Origin of the sequence: Nostoc sp. TCL26-01, assembly GCF_013393945.1 — a bacterium.
Lineage (GTDB): Bacteria > Cyanobacteriota > Cyanobacteriia > Cyanobacteriales > Nostocaceae > Trichormus.
Genome location: NZ_CP040297.1, coordinates 1,832,914 through 1,849,894, shown reverse-complemented (window position 1 = coordinate 1,849,894; position 16,981 = coordinate 1,832,914). Strand labels below are relative to the sequence as shown.

Genomic DNA, 16,981 nt, shown 5'->3' with positions numbered 1-16,981 from the left:
TACTATAAGAAGAGTAGATTTTAGGAGTAAGCCTCTGTCTTTGCAATTTACTACGGTTCCTCCAGCAAATTCTCAAACACCCGCCGGCTTGATTGTGACTTTACATGGTTGGGGTGCTAATGCTGATGATGTGGCATCTTTAATGCCTTATTTCAATTTACCTGATTACCAGTTTGTCTTTCCTAACGCACCTTATCCTTATCCATACAGTCCTTTAGGAAGGGCGTGGTATGACTTGAGGGTAGAAAATATGTATGAGGGATTGGCAGAAAGTCGAGAACAACTGAAAAATTTTGTGCTTTCTTTAGAGAGTAGTACGGGTGTGCCTTTGTCGCGTACTGTTTTGAGTGGATTTTCTCAAGGTGGCGCGATGACTTTTGATGTCGGTTCCAAATTACCCTTAGCTGGTTTAGTAGTGATGAGTGGGTATTTACATCCGGAAGCGATCGCTCCAGATAATACTAACATCCCGCCAACTTTAATTTTGCATGGTAGGCGTGACGAAGTTGTCCCACTGCAAGCCGCAATCAAGGCACGGCAAACTGTAGAATCTCTAGGTGTGCCGGTTCAGTATCATGAATTTGATACCGGACATGAAATCAATTTGCAAATGTTAGATGTATCTCGAAACTTTATTTTGCAGGCAATTACTTAGTCCGGGTGGCAATCTTTTGACAAATTGTGGTATAAATCCTGAAAAATTTTAGAAAATTCATGCCATCTAATGAGTAATATAGATTGAGTGGTACTTCACAGCGCCACTCAACCCATGCTGGGTGAAAATGCTGCATAAGGGAGGGGCAAGCATTATGAAAACTCTAAGCATTTCCCAAAAAGAGATTGCTGTCATGACCGCAGCAGAGGTAGAGGAACTAGCTACCCGCCTGGAAATGGACAATTACAGCAATGCTTTTGAGGGCTTAAATGACTGGCATATACTGAGGGCGATCGCTTTTCAGCGTCCAGAGCTAGTAGAACCCTACATCCATCTGTTAGACTTAGAACCCTACGACGAAGCATAAGTATTTAATTATCAGGAGTTAGGGTTAATTACGAATTATTATCCCTGGCTCCTTACTCTTCAGTTTTTATCATGGCTGATTTACAACCCCAAACTAGCGATCGCAAAAGTAGGGTTATTATTGCAGTGGGTGGTGGTATCGCCGCTTACAAGGTTTGTGAGGTGGTTTCGAGTCTATTTAAATCGGGGGTGGAGGTTCGAGTCATCCTCACCCGTTCCGCCCAAGAATTTATTACGCCTCTGACTTTAGCTACCCTCTCTCGTCATCGTGCTTATACAGATGATGATTTTTGGCAACCAACTTATTCCCGTCCCTTACATATAGAATTGGGAGAATGGGCAGATTTATTAGTAATTGCTCCCCTGACAGCGAATACTTTAGCTAAACTCACTTATGGGATGGCAGATAATTTACTAACCAATACCGTGTTAGCTTCTAAGTGTCCCGTACTGTTAGCGCCGGCGATGAATACGGATATGTGGGAACAGCTAACGGTGCAACGGAATTGGCAGCAGTTATTAACAGATCAGAGATATCATGGAATTGGTACAGCATCAGGATTATTAGCGTGCGATCGCATCGGTGCTGGGAGAATGGCTGAACCTCCAGAAATTTTCACTTATATTCAATCTCTATTACACACCCAAGGCCAGCGAGATTTAGCCGGGAAGCAAGTCTTAATTAGTGCGGGGGGAACTAGAGAATATCTCGACCCAGTGCGGTTTATTGGTAATCCTGCTACGGGTAAAATGGGACTGGCTTTAGCACAAGCAGCTTTACACCGGGGGGCAAAGGTGACATTAGTACATGGTATTGCTAATTGGGATGTGCCGTTGGGAGTGCAAGCGATCCCCGTTATCAGCGCCGAGGAAATGCAGCAGGTGATGGTAGAGTATTTACCCAACGCAGATATGATTATTATGTCGGCGGCGGTGGCTGATGTTAAGCCCAGAGATTATAGTACAGAAAAATTACCCAAGCGATCGCTGCCTCAATCCTTACCTCTAGAACCAGTACCAGATATCGTTGCTCAATTAGCACAACTCAAACAACCGCACCAGTATTTAATTGGCTTTGCAGCTCAGACAGGAGATATTATTACACCTGCTCAGGAAAAATTGTATAGTAAAAAATTGGATGCGATCGTTGCTAACCCCATAGATCAACCCGATAGTGGTTTTGCTAGTGACAATAACCAAGCCATTTTTTTAGATAACAAAGGGCAACAAGTAAAAATTCCACCTTGTTCTAAATTAAAAATGGCACATTATTTATTTGATTTTCTGGCAAAGTAATTTCACATCCAAACGTTCATAAGTTGCACCGATATTATTACTTGCGGAAATATTAAACATATCTAACTAAAGAGTATTATTTTTTCATCTTCAGTTTGGTAGAAACATAGAGATTCATGCTGATGAAAAAAGGAAACTCCGATGGCGATTATTGAAAAAACCCTTGCTACGCCGGAAGAACAGCAAAATTTTACTGATGTCAGCGATAACTTATCAGTGACGGAATTTACAACCATTACAAGTGAATTAGAATTTAATCAATCTATCTCAGGGACGATTGACGAACCTGACGAACAAGACATCTACACTTTTACCGGCAGTGTAGGACAGGTATTGTACTACGATGCTCTGAAAATCGACCCATCTGATGATATCCGCGTTCGCTTGGTTGATCCTCTAGGAAATACAGTTTTCCTCAACCAAGACGCAGATAGTGATTATCCCTTATTTCCTCCTTCTGAAGATCCTGCACTGTTGACGTTAACAGAAGCAGGTACATACCAACTAATTCTGGAAAATAGCTCTTTTGACTCCCTTGACACTGGTAGTTACGAATTTCGATTAGTGGATGTAGCTAGCGCTCCTATTTTAAGCGTTAACGAAGTCGTCACCTTATCGCCTCAACAAGCTGGTGTTTATCGCATAAGTGCAGGAGAAAGTTTACGTTTTGATAGTCTCACAGATGAAGTTCCATCAACAAATGTAAGACTTTACGATCTAAATGGTCAACTTGTGTCGGCTCCTCCCACTGACATTAACTTTCCTATTTCTGTATCTGAAGATAGGATATTAGTCTTAGATGTTTCTGGTTTTACAGATACAGAATACAGCTTTCAACTAGTTCCTTTTGCTGTTCCTATCGAACTCAATACACCCATCACCGAGGAATTTACACCGGGAGAGATATTCGCTTATACCTTTACTGGTATTAAAGGACAGCGATTGTACTACGATGCTCTCAGTGAAGGATTTTCCGGTGATCTATCTGTTACTGTCAGAGATGGTGAGCAGCTTTACGTTTCCACAAGTGTAAATTCTGATTTCTTCTTTGCTTCGCCTTTTCCAGAAACGGGTACTTACTCACTAGTGGTGCAAAGTTCAGGTTTTGGTGAAGGTGAAACTGTGGATGGGTTTAGCTTCCAGCTATTAGATGTTGGAGCTAACACTTTGAGCTTTAATACACCTTATACAGGCACTCTTACAGGTGAAGCGAAATCATATAGCTTCCCAGGTACAGTAGGACAAAGATTATTATTTGATAGCCTCACTGATGGTTCATCTTCAGTTAGCTGGAAAGTTTACTTTGATGATCCTTTTATACCTGTTGCATCTGGTGACGTGAATTCTGATGTTGAATTTACATTAAACTTTCCTTTTGATGACACTTATACATTAGTTATTGATGGATTTGGCGACTACAATTTCCAAGTAGTTAATCTCGGCACAACTGAATCTTTAAATTTCGACACACCCGTTGCAGGGACAATTGATAGTCCAAATGAACAAGATGTCTACTTTTTTACTGGCAGTGTTGGACAGCGTTTATATTATGATGCTCTCAAGAACGACTTGTCAGATAATGTCCGTGTTCGCCTGTTTACTCCATCAGGGCAAACTTTCCTTAGCCAAGATGCAGACTTTGACAGTATCATAGCTCCACTCACTGAAGATGGTACTTACAGACTATTTTTAGAGATAGATGATAGTAATTTTGGTGGATCTTTTACACCGGGAGATTATCAATTTCAGCTATTGGATGCAACCACATCAACTGCTAGCTTTGATACACTCATCAGTGGGACTCTTTCTCCTGGTTTAGAAACAGATGTATATAGCTTTATTGGCACAGCAGGACAGGATTTAATTTTCGATAGCCTGACGGATGCTGCGCCTTCAGCTAGCTGGACACTTTATGCTGATGATCCGTTTATACCTGTTGCGTTTGGTGGCAATATTAGTTCTGATTTTAGAGTGACTTTGGCTGTTGATGAGACTTACGTGTTAGTTATTGATGGGTCTAGTGAAACTGAGGTTAACTACAGTTTTCAGATTACTAATATTAGTGCTAGACAGGTTATTGATGGTACTCCCGGTAGAGATACTTTAACTGGAACTGATGCGAACGAGACTATTACTGGTTTCCAAGGCATTGATGTTCTCACAGGTGGCTTGGGTAAAGATATCTTCCGCTATACCAGTATTGTCGATGGGGGCGATCGCATTACTGATTTTACCCCAGGTAGCGATCAAATTGACTTGAGTGGCGTGCTAACAAGCCTTGGTTATGGCGGCACAAATCCCATTGCTGATGGATATGTGCAGTTTGGTTCTAGAGGACAAAATAGCAGTTTCGTCAAAATTGATCCCGATGGTTTTGATGGTTCTGGAAAAGCTAGAAACTTCATCTTAGTAGAAGATATTGATGTTGCTACTTTGAGCAATTCTGATAATTTTCTTTTATCTGTTGCGTAAACTTTTTGAGGACAAATCTATGAAAAAAATCTTCCGTTCATTTACCTTGGTTAGTGCTAGTTTTGCTTTGAGTTTTGCTAGTACTGGCTTTAACTTAGCTCAAGCTGCAACTGTTAATTACACCTTTCAAACCTCCATTGATTCTGGCTCTCTATTAGGCAATACCTATTCTGGCTCTTTGAGTTATGACGACTCTAGCCTAGTTGGTTCTGGCTCAGAGTTCATCGATGTCTCTGCGGTTTCTTTTGACTTTCAAGGAGTGAACTATACAACAGCTAACAACCCAACAGTAGCTTTTATTGACGGGAATTTTTTAGGGTTAAATTTTTCTCCTGTTCCTCTGTTCTCTTTTATTGCTAATCCTGATTTTGCAGAAGCTTACTTTACCTATGATCTTGGTAACGGCAATGCTGGGACAGGTAATGTTGTTTATACTCTAGAATCAACTTCCATACCTGAGTCTACCAATGTTTTAGGATTATTAGGTTTAGGCGTTTGGGGTATGGGTTATTGGTTGAAGCGGGGAGTTAGAGCAATGTAAAATGCTGCAATAGATGAGATACAATTAACCGCAGATGTACGCAGATAGACGCGGATGATTATGCAATATTTTAGCCTAGTCACGCCAGTAGCCAGTAGCTTGGGTTAAGCGCAGCGCAACCCAACATGGATCTTAAAAACCCAACATAGATTAAGGTGTTGGGTTTCTCTATGTACCCTTCTCCTGTCGGAGACGCTACCGCGAACGGGATCTTGCTACAACCCAACCTACTTTTAATGCAGCATTTTAGCCTTGCCACGCCACTAGTTACTATTAAGTCTCAAAAATAGACTAATACTAATTAAACTATTAATCAGCCTGCCTACTGAAAATTAATCATATAGATGAGAGATTATCACAAGATAGAAATTTTAGAATGCGGTGAACCACTTGTGGAGATTCCTTTAGAAATGTTTGCCGTGGAATCTCCCCATCCTTATCAAAAATTGGGTGCGACTTATGGCAAATATTCTCCTTATCATCTACGTCAAAGTGTAGTTAACAATTTAATCACGGCACAAAATTACTTACAGTTATTAAGTCCCAGCTGGCGTATCCAAATTTTTGACGCATATCGCCCGGTAGAAGTACAGCAGTTTATGGTAGATTACAGCTTCGCTGCGGAGGTGCGAGAACGGGGGTTAATTGTAGGTAGTTTGTCTCCCCAGCAACGCCAAGAAATTTGGCAAGCCGTTTATGAAATTTGGGCTATACCTAGTCTGGATGAAAAAACTCCGCCTCCTCACAGTACAGGTGCAGCCGTCGATGTGACTTTGGTGGATGATGGTGGACAAGTTGTGAATATGGGTTCGCTGATTGATGAATTGTCAAAGCGATCACATCCCGACTATTATGTAAATCATCCACATTCAGACGCTCCACAATATCATGCTCATCGGCAATTGTTGTATGATGTGATGTCAAAAGCTGGTTTTCAACGTAACCCTAAAGAATGGTGGCATTTTTGTTTCGGTGATCAAATGTGGGCTTGGCTAAGTCATGAAACTACAGCTCGTTATGGTCGATGGTAAAATTAGCTATGTCAGCAGTTGCTAATCGTTAACACTCACGAGTTGGGGTAGATGAGCAACGGGAACATCTAAAAAGTAAGCAAGTACTTGCCGTCGCCAAGCATCATACAGTACTGGCAAATCATCGATTTCCACACCAATAGCTTTTTGACTCAGCAACCAATGATCTCTAAGATAAGGATTGCGACGACGTTGTCCTTCTTCATCTGCTTCTAGGAGTTGGGCAATTAAATCCTCTTTCTCTGCTGGCGAGGCTTGAGCAAATTTACGTTGCCACCAATCCACAATTCCCAACCGATGAACGGCTTCATCTGGCACAATTCTTTCTGCCGCAAACTTAGCTGAATCTGGGTCATTAATTTTGCTAGTACGGCTATTGAGAAACAGCGTAGCCACAATATGCAGTTCGTAGTGCAACTCAAACGCTAAAAAGCCTTGCCAATTACGAATGGGTAAATCACCCATATAATCCCAATGCTTTTGCACTTGCTTTTGAATATCGGGAATGGGGTTACGTCCAGAGATAGCTTGCGCTCTTAAACGAGTATTTTCAGCGTGTGCGCCATCATCCCCGATTTGTCTACTTAAAAATAGCTGTAGTTCCGCGTCGGGAAGCATACCGATAACTTTAGCACAGACTTGCACAATAAATAAGTCATGCGCTGCACCAGCAACCCGAAAGTGGTAGAAATTCTCTCGTTCTTCTAAAGTTGCGGGGGGTCTAGATGCAAGCGATCGCGCTTTGGGCAAGTGAGGAGCGTACTGATCAAGCAATTTATCAAAAATTTCCACTTCTAAGTCAGTAGTCCAAGCTGGACGAGTCAATATTGCCGTCATAAAATTTCCTATGAATGTGGGATATAGTATTTTTTGCCCCGTTGAGTAATCTCTTCGCCGCTAAGTTTAGGGTAAACCATAACCATTCTTTGCATTCCGGTGCTAATTATTTGTTATCGATATTCTAAACTAGAATACCAATTCAGGCGATCGCCCAACTACGGTTTATCTGTCTGCTCAATTCAGTCTATGGGAGATGGGTAATCACACTTTTGCCCAAACCATGTTGCAGGATGATCGCATTAATCCTGATAATTTTGATGTGTCAACGCCCCCCAATCTCATTGATTACTTCGATAACCCATCCAATCGATTAATTTATCAAGTACGAATTCCATCGATTTGGAAAGATATGTACAACTGAACCAGAACACGCCAATTTGAGCAACGAAGATGATAATTGTGGCGACAGTACCAAGATTTTTCGTATGCATGATATTGGCGATGATACTAAACAGAATAAATCCAGAAAATATAGATATACCAACACTCACAAGTAAGATGCTCAACTGCAATACCAAGACTGAAAAATCTCGCAATTTACTGATAATTCCAGGAGCCACTTCTTTTAAGATATTAGTGAGCGGACTTTTTTTGCCAATGGTTTCTATGCCATTGGTGATATCCGACCCTGTGATTATTAAGATAAAAAAACAACCAAGGAGTATCAGATACCAACTGTGCATAGGAAATGGGGAAACAAATGATGAAAGAGCTACTAACACAAATACCCATTCACCAACAATATAAAAATCATTAATAAAAGGTAGTAGTATTTTACCTGTTTTGTTTAATCTTTCGGCTATATTGTTATATGACTCAACTCTTTGATTCATAATATGATCAGGAGATGGCGTATTATGAGGATATATTCGCGCTCCTCTAGCTACTGCCTGTGGAAAAGTTGCAAAAAAGGAGATTAATGAGATGGTCCAGAGTAAATAATCAGGATTTGTTCTAGAAATCGTATTTATATCTGCTCTATCACCACTGATGGTAAAGGGAAATGCTGAAAATAATCCTTGTTTTTGCAATTGATCTAAATGTGACTCTAGGTTATAAGCACTGCCATAAATGAGTAGAAAGGCAAAAAATGTGATAAATAAATAGTAGAGAAGAGTCGCCCGTACAAATTTCCAATTACGGTGATAACACTTACGGATGAATACGAAAATTATAAATAGAGAGTAGATGTAATAGCAGAGAACTCTTAAATCTAATGGATTTGATTTTCTTGTCCAAGTAAATTGTTCTCTAGTTGTTGCTATTCCCTTGGAAGTTTTACACAAGGCTTTGCTGATCACTGTATTACCATCAGCACTAATAGTTCCTACGGCCTCATGTACACCTCCTGTGCTTGTCGTGTAAACAAACTTGATTTTTTGTCCATCTATGCTTCCCTTGAGAGTAACCCCATTTCCTAACATTTCAGGGGCAAATTGGAATTGTTTACCTTTCTGAGTAACTTTAAATTCATCAGTAAAATCCCCCAAAACACCAGGAGGATTTTGAGCGATACAACCTCTTGAATCAACTTTTGTCCAAGGTTTTCTAATAATCCATGTGCCTGTTAAATCTATCTGATTTGCTGTTGCTGTTGTCGCATTAGCAACTTCATATTGACCCAAAAAACTATAACAACTGGTCAAATTAAAGCTCAGAAAACTACAGAGCAAAATAGCGATCGCCCTGCGCCAAAAAACATTATTGTTAACCAATAAAAATGTATTTATAAAAGTAATAATAAAACGCAATTTCCCCATGATAACAACCAGAGATAAAGACTCAATTATTTATGTGTTAACGCCATTAACAAATGAGTAAACTATGTTTTAAAGCGATCGCACTTTGTTTGAGAGAATTGTTTTTTAAAGCGATCGCTCCCCTTGCTATAGGTGAGATGGAAGAATCAATCTTGACTGGCTTGCTAATTAGTTAGTTGGTGAACAGGTAATTTTTAGTTTGTCTTGCACTGTTCCTGTCCATACCGGATATTCGAGACTCGCTTGGTATAGTTTTACATCACTTTCCCCACTTTTGAGCTTCCATTTATTGTTACTGGAAATATCGCGTAAAGCTACTCCAGACCATTGCCAATCAACGAATCCAAGTGGAACTGGAATTGACTGAGGAAGCTTAGACCACCACATTACGTACATCCGAAAAAATTGGCTCGTCGATACTTCATTCCCCGTGGACAAAGCAACTTGAGGACTGTCTGTAATAGAAGAGAGCCACCAACTATCTTGGAATGAGACTTTCGATTCCGGATAGGGAAATTTGGCATCTAGCAAATTACTTCCTTGAAATTGACACAATTTTCTTTCCGAAACATTCTTTATTGATGCACTGACAATCTGAACCCAAATTAACTTTCCTTCTTTACTAAGAGAGGAATCATCAAATGTGACCTTTCCATCGAATGCAACTCCAACAGGGTTGCCCAAAATATTAGAAATATCTCCGAGTGTTCTTTTTTCACCGAACCGTAAACACTCCCCATTAAATCCGACCTCATCATCGCATTGTCCAATATCTACTTTGTTTGTACTATTTGTTCTTTTTATATACCCAGAAATTGGTCCTGCTATATCAAAAAATGTCTTGGCTGAGGCTCTTTCTCCATTAGTTAGTTCATATGAATAATTTACCTCTAATGACTTTCCGGGGGTGATCCAAAAAAACCTTGCCGAAGACTTTGTAAAGTCCGTAGGAATTTTTTTGCCTTCAGAATATGTCGTGGGAGAAGGTGTATAACCGCCCACAGTATTTCCAGGTACCATCCATGTTTGCTTTTGGATCGATTCTGGACTTATCGATGCTGAATAGGATACGGTAAGTTCAATCTTCTGACCTACAATAACTTTCTGGGTTTTATCCGTAACATCTTTATCTTCAAAAAATATTCTTAGAGATGCTGGTTTTGGTAAAGGCTCTTTCTCAGCAGCCTTCGCATCGCTAACACAGGCGGGAATAAGAGCCTGGGCTGGTTTTTCTTTTGAATAAGTAATGTGGTTGCTGTTACACACCACGTCTCTTGGTGTGGCGGAGGTTCCAGTTTTCTCACTTACTAGCACTTTCTTATCTAATTCTTTTGTAGCTACCAGATTAGAGTTATCATTAATTGCTGCACTTGTTTTTGGTGTAACTCGGAACTCAAATAAATTTCGTCCAAGATGGCCTTCAATAACTGTGAATCGAGCAAAAATACCGGGTTTAATTTCTGCCCAACGTGATGGTGACGAATCTTGAGAAGGCGGAAGCAGACGCGGTAGCCCGTCGCCTGTTGGCTCATAAAGCAGATCGGGTAATCTTTCGGCAGAAATTGTCTGATCTGCAAGGGTTTGGCGTGCTTGTCGCAGTTGCAGTACAAGTTTTCCTGGCGCTCCAGATTGTCTAAGCATATCATCAAAGGATGGTATTCCAGGGACTAAGCGGTATTGGTTATAGGTATTCTCAATCTGTCGCAGGTAGTCCCCTTCTAGTCCTTTTTCATACTCAGGGATAAGCTTGTGAATTAAAGCTTGATCCTGTGATGGCCATTGTTTCAAGGGAAGACCTGCCTGAATCCGCCATGAATCTGCATTGAGTGTAGCAGGGACAATCCCTTGCAGAGTACCACGGGACAGCAAAGCACCGATCGCAGGTGCTTGTTTTCCCATCAAGGGAGCAAGTTTATAGGGTAGCCCTTGCCCTGGCGCATGGATAGAAAATTGGGTGCAATAAGCTATCACATCAAGACTGTAATCCCCTGGAGGTAAAGGCTTTTGAAGGTCTTCAGCAGAAGTAATCGTTAATTTCTGTGGGTGAAAATCTTTAACTTGATCGGAAACATCTGGATAGGCTGTCTTTTGGTCTAACAGCAGTGGTGAACCAACTCCCACTGCTTCCCCAATTTCTTTAATAACAGCAGTTTTAGCTATCTCTATAGGATTTCCACCAGGTACACCAGGAATTTGAATAGGAATGTTGGGCAGATCGAAGAAACCTGCAATTTTTTGTTTGTCCTTCTGAGAAGTGCTAGTTTCATCCGCAGCTAGGGCAGTAGTACTTGGTGGTAAGGCTGCATTAACGATTTCGTCTTTGTTCAAAAAACTATAACAACTGGCTGAGTTAAAGCTCAGAACGCCACAGAGTAGGACAGAGAGAGTCCTTCGCAGAAAAACAGCATTTGTAACAAATAGAAAAGTAATAATACCAATAAAAATCAAACGGAGCGATCGCATATCGAAGCTTTAATAGACTGAATAATATCTAAAGTGACAATACAATGCTGCTCTAGATTTAGTCCAGTAATTTTACAGTTCTTATTAGATGTGCTTTATTTACCTAATATTAACCGTATCATCGCTGAGTGAATCGCAGTCAACTGCCGAACAATCACTACCGAAAACTTCTTTTCCCGATCTTCAACGAGGGTCTGACCAGTTTTTTTTCAACAATTCTCTAAAAGCCTTTTGATAAAAGACTTACAAGCTTAACTTGTCAACAAAGGTTTTTATGCTTCAGTTCTAGACTTGTAAAATGTAAACAGCAAAAAATTCTGCTATTTTTATGACTGTAGAACTCCAGACTGAAAAAAACAAGTTACAGGCAAGCACTAACATCCAGATTCATCAAGAAACAGAAACAGAAAAAATTCTCTGTTCTCATTGTCAACGCACCGCTACGAACGGAATCAAATGTAAGGGGATTTGTGTAGCTGACAATGACTATTAAGATAATTCGTAATTCGTAATGACGCTCGTTCGCTCTTAGCGTCTCCCCTTGGGAGAAGACTCGCTAACGCTACGCTAACGTAATTCGTAATTGCCACTACAAATACTATAGCGTTTCCTAATCTGCTGAGGTACTGAGTACACCGCTAATGAAATTGGGCAATCTCCGCGTTCCTCTGCGTTTTCCTCTGCATTCCTCTGTCTTGAAAAGTTTCCTACGGCGGGAAACCCGCCTACAGAACTTTTCGCTGCGTTTAAAAACATTGATTCTGTACCTCACTTAACTGGGAAACGCTATATTGCCTATTGCCTCTCTCAGCTACATAATCTATTTTGCACGACTACTTAAATAATCAGGTTCGAGATTTTTATGTCTGTGGATGGGGGTTGGAGGTGAAATCGGCACCTATGGTTGTGGTGGGGGATCAGCCAAAGGTAACAAATATGGAAGCCGAAACAGACACTCACTCCAACACAGCAAGGCATAACCTATCACTAGCACCAAGTCTTTACGGAATTGCCAATACGATTCGTCTCACAGGCTGGATTACTTTGTGGGTACAGTTAGCATTAGCTGTAGTTGCTCTTTTAACTCTACTATTTGCTCTCACGGGTAAAAGCTTTAGCAATCAACCCAGTTCGACTTTAGGCATTGGGATATTTTGGGCTATGTGTGGGATTGTAGCTCTATTATTTAGTGTCTATTGGGATTTTCGTTACACTCACATTGGTAAACAATTGGCAAATCCTAATCCAGCCTTACATCCTAGCAAGGCTGATACTATTAGAGCCGTTCAACTTGGTATAATTGTCGGTCTATTAGGAATGCTATTAACCTTAGTTGGCGCAAGTGCCACCTTGGGGGTATTCATTGCCAAATCCCTTTCTCAACCGCCAGGAGTAGCCATTACTGATCCCAACAAAATTATCCGAGCATTAGATGTATTTGTCATGGTGGCAAACATCAACGGGATTGTTGCTCATTATATAGGTACTGTAGCCTCTATGTGGCTCTACGAGCGAGTGCATCAACATTAAAAGGCGAATAATGGTTTCTTTGTTCGTGTAGAGACGTTGCAGTGCAACGTCTCTACATGATGTGCAACATTTCTTGACATAACTGGCGAAAATGATCACCTCGGACTTCAAAATTAGGATATTGGTCAAAACTAGCACAGGCAGGTGATAGTAAAACTACTGCTGCTTGATACTGTTTAGCTAGTGTAGCAGAACGACTCACAGCCTTATCCATCGTTTCGACAATTTCGTAATTAGTATAATTAATCTCTTGTAAACGCTGGGCAAAAGCATTTGCTGCTGCACCAATGAGTAAAACGGCTGCGGCTTGAGTTTGAATTTTTGCCAACCAACCACTATCATCTCCTGGTTTAGCTTCACCACCAGCAATCAAAATCGCTGGACTTTTCACAGATGCTAGTCCCACTTCGGCTGCATCGTAGTTAGTGGCTTTGCTGTCGTTAATAAAGTCAATGCCTTCCCAGGTACAGATGTGTTCTAAACGATGAGGAACGCCGGGGAATTCTCGCACAGCTTGCTCTATGGCATCAGGAGTAATATTGGCTAAACGGGCTGCGGCTACCGCCATGAGGAGGTTTTGCTGATTATGCGCTCCTACCATCCGTAAAGCTGAGGCAGAAACTATCTGTTGTGATGGTGCGTTTGGCTGTAATTTTTCCACAACCCAGCCATCTTCAATATAGAAACCTTTCTCACTCACCAGAAATTCTTGACCTTTGACACTTGTCCAATAGGCATCTGGCCAGTGACTTACACCTAGTTTAGCCAAATATGGATCATCACCATTGAATATTTGTAAATGAGATTGGCGCAGTAACTTGGCTTTGATGTCGTAGTAATTTTCTAAAGTCTTATGACGAGCTAAATGATCTGGTGTAAAAGTAGTCCAAACACCGATATTCGGGGCTAAGGTAACTGAGGATTCTATTTGATAACTACTGATTTCGCCAATCACCCAGTCGGGGAGTTTTTCGGCTAGGGCAACTTCACAAGCTGCATAACCAATGTTACCGCAAGCAGGAGCATCAAACCCGGCTGCTTGAAAAATTGCAGCGATTAAAGCCGTAGTTGTTGTTTTACCGTTAGTGCCGGTAATGGCTACCCAAGGAATTGCTGATAAGTTGCGCCAAGCCAACTCCATTTCGCCAATGGTTTCTATGCCCAGTTCTCGCGCTTTGACTAACACGCGAATATCCCAAGGAACGCCGGGACTAACAACTATTAAATTGGGTAAATCATCATCCAGTTGCAGTGAATGTGCCAATTTAACTATGATTTGCTCTTGGGCGAGTTCTTGTTGTTGCTGGAGAAGGTTTGCGGAGGTGTTACTGTCACTCAGCACTACCTCCCAACCTTCCCGTTTCAACAATCTCGCCGCAGCAACACCGGACTTTCCTAATCCAATTACAGAAGCTCTTGGCATAGACTGTAGCAGAGTTCCCTGGTTAAGCACTCATTATCGTAGCGCTTATTGGCTAAAATTACACCACTTTTTGTTGCTTTAGGCTACAGATTTTTGACGATCGCTCCAAAATCAGCTAGCACACGAGCATGATTTCGCAGCAATCCTAGCAAATGTAATCTATTTTGCTTAATTTCTGGATTTGGGTCAATGACTAACACACTATCAGCGCCATCAAAAAAGCTACTCACTGTCGGGGCAATATTTTCTAACCCGGCGACTAACAGTTGATAGTTACGTGACTGTTGGGCTGCTTGGGTTTGTGGTACTAGGTTGACTAAACCATCATAGAAAGCTGATTCGGACGACTTTTGAAATAATTCTGTCCGCACTAAATTTGTTGGTTCTAGCTGTTTAGTATCTAAATCACCTTGGGCTGCTAGGCGTGTGGAACGATTCACAGTTTCGTAGATTTTGTCTAGTGTACCATCTGTGCGGATTTGTTGTAGGTATAGGGCGCGATCGCGCACGTCTAGTAAATTCTGTAATGCTCTGTCTGTATACTCTGAGTCATTCTCTCCCAAAACTGCATTCACTAAGTCGTAGTCAATTTGTTTTTCTTCTTGGAGTAAGGTCCGGATACGTTGCAGGAAGAAATCGTTTAACGCTGTTATTAATTGCGCTTGGTCTTTGTGATATTTGGCAGCAAAATCGGTAGCTATTTGTCCTAGTAAGCTGGCTAAATTAATCTGCAAATTAGCAGCCCAAGTAATGTTAACAATAGCGTTAGCTGCACGACGCAAAGCAAAGGGATCAGAGGAACCAGTGGGGATCAAACCCAAACCAAAGATACTCACTAAAGTATCTAATCGATCTGCCAAACCCACCACTTGACCTGTGAGAGTTTGAGGTAATATATCATCTGCTCCTCGTGGCAGATAATGTTCTAAAATTGCTGTGGCAACCTCTGGAGCTTCGCCACTGGCTAGAGCATACTTTTGTCCCATAATTCCCTGTAATTCGGGGAATTCATAGACCATTTGAGTAACTAAGTCAGCTTTACATAATAAAGCAGCTCTGTGGATATTTTGACTATCTCTTTCCCCTAATTGCAATTGGCTAGTAATCTGTGCGCCAATCTTGACTATGCGATCTACTTTGGCACGCAGAGATCCCAAATCTTCTTGAAAGGTGACTGTTTCTAATTGGGGTAAATAACTTTCTAAACTCTTGGATAAATCTGTTTTATAAAAAAATTGTCCATCTGCCAATCTGGCACGGATGACTCGTTCATTTCCGACAGCGATAATTGCTGATTTGCTGGGATCTCCATTGGAAATTGTCACAAAATATGGTAGAAGTTCCTTAGTATTACCTGCTTTAAACACTGGAAAATAACGCTGGTGACTGACCATTACCGTTGTCGTCACCTCTGTGGGTAAATCTAAAAATTCTGACTCAAATTTACCGATGACGCAGGAAGGCCATTCAACTAAGTTTGTTACTTCTGCCAACAAATCGGGGTAAATTTCTGTATACCCAGATAGCTGCTCAACTGCGGCTTGGACTTCTTGTTGAATCGTGGCTGTGCGTTCTTGGGGATCAACGACTACGTAAGCATCGCGCAGTGTATCGACATAATCAGTAGCTTTGTGAATGGTCACAGGTTCTGGATGTAAAACCCGATGAGCCACAGAAATGCGATCGCTTTTCACACTCAGCGAACCATTCACCAATTCAATGGGCAAAATTGCCTCATCCAACAAAGCCACTAAAGAGCGAATGGGACGGGAGAACCTGACATCGCCATCACCCCAACGCATTAACCGCTTACCTTCTAATTGATCAATCCAAGTCGGGACAAGTTCGCTGAAAATTTCTGCTACAGGACGACCGAGAGTTTTCTTCTGGACAAACACAAATTCCCCTTTATCCGTCGGGCGCACTGTCAAAGCCGTAATTTCTACCCCTTGCTTTTTGGCAAATCCCACGGCGGCTGGAGTTGGTTGACCATCTTTAAAGGCTGCTTGGGCGGGAGGGCCTTTGATTTCTTCTTCTGTGTCTGGCTGTTGGGATGGCAGACCTTTGATTAGTACTGCCAAGCGTCGGGGAGTACCATAAACTGCTACAGATTCATAAGTGAGGCTATGAGCTGCTAAACTCTGAGGAATGAGCGATCGCCACTGCGCCATAGCATCACTAAGAAAACTTGCAGGTAGCTCTTCTGTTCCAACTTCCAATAAAAACCCAGGCATAGGACTCTATCTATTTTTAACTTTGCGTAGCTTCACTTTATCAAGAAAGGCAGAAATCAATTCAACTCGTCACAGCCAGAGTAACGCCAATTTAAACCTGGGGACTGGGGAATGGGGTAAGAGGGATACAGGGGTGCAGGGGAGAAAAACTGCTTAAATTACTCCCTCACTCAGCACTCATTGCTCGGCACTTAACACTCCCATACTAGATTTTTTTATCTCATCAGGAACTTACATAGTATTTTCTTCATCGTAGTAGATCAGTATTTAATTAAGTATTTTTTCACTTTTTATAATTATGGTAATATGCTGATAATTTAACAAAATTTACATAATTTATGTTGTGAAAATGCTATGTATTCCTAAATAT

13 protein-coding genes are annotated in these 16,981 nt (G+C 41.3%); 8 read left to right on the top strand and 5 right to left on the bottom strand.

Features of this window, described 5'->3' with window-relative positions; translation table 11 throughout:
* Positions 1–40: 40 nt before the first annotated feature.
* From FD725_RS07870 to FD725_RS07845, 6 genes are all read left to right on the top strand, one after another.
* Entirely contained in the window at positions 41–655 is a 615-nt protein-coding gene (locus tag FD725_RS07870) for an alpha/beta hydrolase (RefSeq protein WP_179047608.1), read from the top strand.
* Between the two features lie 154 nt (positions 656–809).
* A complete protein-coding gene (locus FD725_RS07865) occupies positions 810–1,022 on the top strand; it encodes a DUF2555 domain-containing protein (protein WP_179047607.1) in 213 nt (70 codons plus the stop codon).
* A gap of 71 nt (positions 1,023–1,093) precedes the next feature.
* Entirely contained in the window at positions 1,094–2,317 is a 1,224-nt protein-coding gene (gene coaBC / locus FD725_RS07860) for a bifunctional phosphopantothenoylcysteine decarboxylase/phosphopantothenate--cysteine ligase CoaBC (RefSeq protein WP_179047606.1), read from the top strand.
* A 141-nt stretch (positions 2,318–2,458) separates the two neighbouring features.
* Positions 2,459–4,789 (top strand): type I secretion C-terminal target domain-containing protein, encoded by a 2,331-nt coding sequence (locus FD725_RS07855; RefSeq protein ID WP_179047605.1) that lies wholly within the window; start codon positions 2,459–2,461, stop codon positions 4,787–4,789.
* Positions 4,790–4,808: 19 nt separating this feature from the next.
* Positions 4,809–5,330, top strand: a complete 522-nt coding sequence (locus tag FD725_RS07850; RefSeq protein WP_179047604.1) for a PEP-CTERM sorting domain-containing protein — start codon at positions 4,809–4,811, stop codon at positions 5,328–5,330.
* Positions 5,331–5,674: 344 nt separating this feature from the next.
* On the top strand, positions 5,675–6,361 hold the full coding sequence (locus FD725_RS07845; protein ID WP_179047603.1) for a M15 family metallopeptidase: 687 nt from the start codon (positions 5,675–5,677) through the stop codon (positions 6,359–6,361).
* 21 nt (positions 6,362–6,382) lie between these two features.
* Here the strand turns inward: FD725_RS07845 and FD725_RS07840 are convergent, their stop codons facing one another.
* A complete protein-coding gene (locus tag FD725_RS07840; RefSeq protein WP_179047602.1) occupies positions 6,383–7,198 on the bottom strand; it encodes a hypothetical protein in 816 nt (271 codons plus the stop codon).
* 281 nt (positions 7,199–7,479) lie between these two features.
* Positions 7,480–8,961 carry a hypothetical protein gene (locus tag FD725_RS07835; RefSeq protein WP_179047601.1) on the bottom strand — a complete coding sequence of 494 codons (1,482 nt, stop codon included), beginning with the start codon at positions 8,959–8,961 and terminating at the stop codon, positions 7,480–7,482.
* Between the two features lie 53 nt (positions 8,962–9,014).
* Between FD725_RS07835 and FD725_RS32375 the strand changes: the two genes are divergently transcribed.
* Positions 9,015–9,137, top strand: a complete 123-nt coding sequence (locus FD725_RS32375; RefSeq protein WP_256871872.1) for a hypothetical protein — start codon at positions 9,015–9,017, stop codon at positions 9,135–9,137.
* Here FD725_RS32375 and FD725_RS07830 read toward each other — a convergent pair.
* Positions 9,130–11,289: a hypothetical protein gene (locus tag FD725_RS07830; RefSeq protein ID WP_179047600.1), complete on the bottom strand. Its 2,160-nt coding sequence runs from the start codon at positions 11,287–11,289 to the stop codon at positions 9,130–9,132. The genes FD725_RS32375 and FD725_RS07830 overlap by 8 nt on opposite strands.
* Before the next feature lie 1,071 nt (positions 11,290–12,360).
* Here FD725_RS07830 and FD725_RS07825 point away from each other — a divergent pair.
* Positions 12,361–12,954 carry a DUF3611 family protein gene (locus FD725_RS07825; RefSeq protein WP_179051470.1) on the top strand — a complete coding sequence of 198 codons (594 nt, stop codon included), beginning with the start codon at positions 12,361–12,363 and terminating at the stop codon, positions 12,952–12,954.
* Positions 12,955–13,006: 52 nt separating this feature from the next.
* Here FD725_RS07825 and murD read toward each other — a convergent pair whose 3' ends face one another.
* Entirely contained in the window at positions 13,007–14,377 is a 1,371-nt protein-coding gene (gene murD, locus FD725_RS07820) for a UDP-N-acetylmuramoyl-L-alanine--D-glutamate ligase (RefSeq protein ID WP_179047599.1), read from the bottom strand.
* An 83-nt stretch (positions 14,378–14,460) separates the two neighbouring features.
* Positions 14,461–16,611, bottom strand: a complete 2,151-nt coding sequence (gene glyS / locus FD725_RS07815; RefSeq protein WP_179047598.1) for a glycine--tRNA ligase subunit beta — start codon at positions 16,609–16,611, stop codon at positions 14,461–14,463.
* Positions 16,612–16,981: the final 370 nt, after the last annotated feature.